Genomic DNA, 4,053 nt, shown 5'->3' with positions numbered 1-4,053 from the left:
GCTGAAAGAGGCGAATATGACGCCAGACGAGTTACCGGATGAAGTGAAAGAGGAAATGGAAAACATCGCGCGATTTGTGGAGATCGGGGGTATACGAAAGTGGGAGCTTGATCCCCTGAACAAACAGGCCACCATCTATGCGTACTCCATACCGGAGAAGAACGACGTGGATGCCGTTCAGGGCAAGCAGGTCGCCGGCTGGACCTTTACGGTCATCCATGATCTCGAGTATGAGAAAGAAAGAGAGCGAGTTGTGGCTGAATTGCTCCAATTCCAGAAGGACCATCCTGAATTGCAGATATCGAGTTTCGCGGTATCGCCCACGGAGATCTGGGTATGGGTGCGCAATCTCACACCCGAAACCGAGGCGCTGAACGGCACCACAATGCACAACAGGACGGTTCTGATCGACTGGAACATTATCGATTACGCACTCAGGGTGGCGAGAGAGGAGGCAGGATGGATGTGAGAGAGCAAACGTTGGGGGAACCGGGACAGGTTGAGGCGTGGAAAAAGAGTCAGGATCTGGTCGAGCATTTCGGCGCTGCTCCTCTATCCCACTTTTTCTCTTCCATCGCATACACGCGGCTCATGTGGACGGATATCCGGTGACAGCATGCGGTCGGTCGGCCCGAAACGCGCGCACTTTTCCTGCCGCCGGTTATCCGGGGAGGTGCGCGGTCCCGGGCTGCAATGCCGGCGGTTCCGCCGGTCTCCTCCGTTCCGGAGCCTTCGAGCGCTCCGACGATTAGGGTTTTGTCACAGAAAAGGTATATGGGAGAACAACGAAGTCTCCATCGGCGATACCGCGTGCGGTATCCCGCGGGGGCCGGGAAGCTCGATTGGCGTCGTGTCCCGGCCCCCACAGTGTGCCCGGAGGGCAATAGGGCTGTTGGCCCCCAGAAGGGATAGCCGTTACGGTTCCGTGGTCTCCCGGGGCACATATGAAAGGAGGTATGGAACCATGAAAACAAAAGATCTTTCCGGAATCAGTGCCCTGTTCGCGGCACTGCTGGTCGTCGGCGCAATCTTCGTGCCGGCGGTGAGCGCAACACAGGAGAATGATTCTCTTGTGGGTGAGGGAGATACGAATTATGATCAGATCGCTTCTGCTCAAAAAACGTTGCGAATAACCCCTGAAACCCCAGGAATGTCAAAAGAGGAATTTGTAGCTTATTCCAAGAAAATGGAGCAAAAATACGGATCGGAAAATGTTACTGCACTAAAATCGCATATTGACAGATTTGTTCAGAGTTCTTCTGGCTTGCCGGATATAACACGGAATCTCCAGTATGTGACGGCTTGGAATGAGCATTTGGAAGCTAAAAATGATGACGGGGTTGTTATGGCAAGTTCTGACAACGTGCTGAGTCTCTATAAGTTAGATGTGACCGATGAACAGGGCAGAGATCATTATTACTGGTGGCAGTGGAGCGCAGCACAGAATCGCGAAGATGTCTGGATGGGCGATGATTCGAACCTCAAAAACTTCTGGAACCGGATAAAATTCGAAGATTCGACATCTAACCTGTTAATTTATTCCCCTGACTCAGATCTCATCGGGAACGAAGATACTGTGACGGTAGGTCTCGGAGCCGAGTATAAGGGTGTAGGGTGCAGCATTAGCAAGGACTTCGTGCTCCATCAGGACAAGATCAGGCCGAAGCCAGGTGAATGCCAGGTGGGAAGCGCCGGGAAGTATGCGGTCGACTGGGTTGGAGATTATGAAGGGACGCAGTCAATCTATGGAGCCTGCGAAGAGAGGCGGCCGCCTGGTGCGAGCGCGACTGTCCAGTGGACCTACAACCTGACAGCAAATCTGGTCTAGATACAACATGCCCAGCTAACCTAAAAACAAACCCTTTTTGAGAACTAAAATTTCAGATGAGATGATGACAATGCGCACATTTTCTGAAAAGTTCTGGGGAAACGGTCTCTTTGGCATACCTTACCCGAGGGTCCGCGCCTTCATCTCGGCGCTGCTCTCCGTAGCGGTTGGGATGCTGTTCGTGAGCTTGGGTGCGCGGGGGATGGCCATCCCGTCCGACTACTGGTGGATACCTCTCCTCCGGGCGCACCCGCTCGACTATGTCAGCATCGGTCTTGGTATTGTCTTTATCGCCGCCTCGCTCTATCTCGTCCGGGCGTGCTTCAGGGGCGAACCATGAATGCAAGACTCTCTTCCGGAATTGGCGCCCTCTTTGTGGCGCTGCTGGTCGTCAGCGCGGTCTATGTGCTGGCGGTGAGTGCGGAATCAATCGTGACGCCCCTTGCAACAGAGAACCTTGGGCATATACACGCCGACGGCGAGGCAGACTCCGTGTGGATAAGTGGTGCGGGCTCAGTTCAGGTCCCAGCAGGGTGGAACACGTTCACGGTGAACTGTCAGAATGAGAATGACGATCTAGGTGACGGTTGGGTGCGGATGTCGTGACCGGGCTCGGCTGGAACACGTTTACGGTGACCTGCACCAACCGGAACTACGGTCTCTTCGATCCCGCCCGAGCCTCGTTCACCCTGACCGTCCGCGACGCCGCAGGCAGGCCGTACAGCGAATCCGTCACCCTGGACCGGGGTGGTACAAAGACCCTGTCTGTCTCTTTCGCCGCAGAAGAGGCGGGGAAGGGTGAATTTCAGATCGCTGCGGCAAACATTCGGTAGGATGAGCAATGACGCCACCGCATACATCGGATCGGAACGCAGGCCCGTTCGGGACGGACCGGACTCTCAGGGGGATCACATGACGACAGAGCGCGTTTTCATCGTGGCACAAAAGGAGTTCGCCGACCACATCACGGGCTGGCACTACCTGGTCGTTCTCGCCCTGTTTCTGGGCCTTACCTTGGGTGGGGACGTACGGCGGGATCGAGAGGTACCAGGGAGACCTGACGAGGTATACCGAAGATCTGATCGCAATGGAGACGGCAGATGACGGACCGGAACGAATGATGCCTCCCGTCGCACCGCCGGTCGAGGGCATTTATTCCTCGATGTTTCTCACGCTGGTCTCCTACGGCGGCATCCTTGCTCTCGCCATTGGGTTTGACCTGGTCTCAAAGGAGAAGGAGTCCCGGTCGCTCAAAACTCTCCTCGCCCGTCCGGTCTTCCGGGACGAGATCATCAACGGGAAAGCGCTGGGCGGCATCGCGCTGCTGGTCCTCATCGTCGGGAGCGTGCTCGCTCTCTCCACCGCCTATCTCCTCGTCTGCTCTATCGTACCCTCCCCGGACGACCTCTGGATGATCCTGACCTATGCCGGCGTCACCCTCCTCTTCCTCGTGACGTTCTTCTCCATCGCGCTTGCGTTCTCCACCCTCTGCCGGGAGAGCGGCAGTGCTCTGCTCCTCTCGCTGGCCGTCTTCATCCTCATCACGTTCCTGATCCCCTTCGTCACCACAAATATCGGCACGGCGCTCATGATGGAGAAGCCCGACCCCGCCGCATACGGAGGGGATACCCGATCGGAAGGATACCAGGCTGAGATTACGGCGCACCTCGAACAGACGAGGATGGTCGAGAGCGCCGTCAACCTCCTCTCACCGCAGATGGCGATCAACACTCTCATCCAGAGGATTCACAGTTACCAGGGAACTACCCTTGAGGATACGCTCGGCAGGATCTGGTCGAGCGTTGTAGCACTGACCCTCTATCCCGTCGTCTTCTTCGCCGTCGCGTATACGAGGTTCATGCGGATGGACCTCCGGTGATGACAAGGGGTCGGCCCCACCCGGAATACGCGCACTCCGCCTGTGGTCGGCATCCGGGGGAGAGACCGGAGCACCGGGCTTCGCTGCCGGAAGATCCGTCTTTTTTCCGATCCGGAGGCTTTCGAATGCCTGAATGAGTAGCTGATTGTCACAGAAAAGGTATAAAGAAGAACGTCGACGTCTCGATCGGTGATACCGCCTGCGGTATCCCGCGGGGGCCGGGAACCCCGATCGGCATCGTGTCCCGGCCCCCAACAGCGTGCCCGGAGGGCAATAGGGCTGTTGGTTGCTGTCAGGGATAGCCGTTGCGGTTCCGTGGCCTTCCCGGGTGCGCATGAACGAGGTG

At 56.8% G+C, this 4,053-nt stretch carries 5 protein-coding genes and 1 pseudogene; all 6 read left to right on the top strand.

The window, feature by feature from the left end:
- Positions 1-469, top strand: a pseudogene (locus tag BP737_RS02080) (hypothetical protein); the annotation flags it as partial.
- Positions 470-964: 495 nt separating this feature from the next.
- Positions 965-1,828 (top strand): hypothetical protein, encoded by an 864-nt coding sequence (locus BP737_RS02075; RefSeq protein ID WP_292408142.1) that lies wholly within the window; start codon positions 965-967, stop codon positions 1,826-1,828.
- A gap of 64 nt (positions 1,829-1,892) precedes the next feature.
- Positions 1,893-2,168, top strand: coding sequence for a hypothetical protein (locus BP737_RS02070; RefSeq protein ID WP_342685847.1), 276 nt, complete (start codon positions 1,893-1,895; stop codon positions 2,166-2,168).
- Complete coding sequence (locus tag BP737_RS02065) at positions 2,165-2,434, top strand: hypothetical protein (RefSeq protein WP_292408149.1); 270 nt, start codon at positions 2,165-2,167, stop codon at positions 2,432-2,434. The genes BP737_RS02070 and BP737_RS02065 overlap by 4 nt, the downstream gene beginning before the upstream one ends.
- Entirely contained in the window at positions 2,431-2,661 is a 231-nt protein-coding gene (locus BP737_RS02060; protein WP_292408152.1) for a hypothetical protein, read from the top strand. Before BP737_RS02065 ends, BP737_RS02060 begins: the two co-directional genes overlap by 4 nt.
- Positions 2,662-2,915: 254 nt before the next feature.
- Positions 2,916-3,707 (top strand): ABC transporter permease subunit, encoded by a 792-nt coding sequence (locus BP737_RS02055; RefSeq protein ID WP_292408156.1) that lies wholly within the window; start codon positions 2,916-2,918, stop codon positions 3,705-3,707.
- Positions 3,708-4,053 lie beyond the last annotated feature (346 nt).

Origin of the sequence: Methanoculleus sp. UBA291 (assembly GCF_002499755.1) — an archaeon.
Lineage (GTDB): Archaea > Halobacteriota > Methanomicrobia > Methanomicrobiales > Methanoculleaceae > Methanoculleus > Methanoculleus palmolei.
Note: the sequence above shows the minus strand (reverse complement) of the source record. Positions and strands in the feature narration are given on the sequence as shown.

What these genes read in the sequence shown, in the direction of transcription:
- BP737_RS02055 (WP_292408156.1), top strand. Translation starts at nt 2,916, where the DNA reads ATGGAGACGGCAGATGACGGACCGGAACGAATGATGCCTCCCGTCGCA.
- BP737_RS02065 (WP_292408149.1), top strand. Translation starts at nt 2,165, where the DNA reads ATGAATGCAAGACTCTCTTCCGGAATTGGCGCCCTCTTTGTGGCGCTG.
- BP737_RS02075 (WP_292408142.1), top strand. Translation starts at nt 965, where the DNA reads ATGAAAACAAAAGATCTTTCCGGAATCAGTGCCCTGTTCGCGGCACTG.
- BP737_RS02070 (WP_342685847.1), top strand. Translation starts at nt 1,893, where the DNA reads ATGACAATGCGCACATTTTCTGAAAAGTTCTGGGGAAACGGTCTCTTT.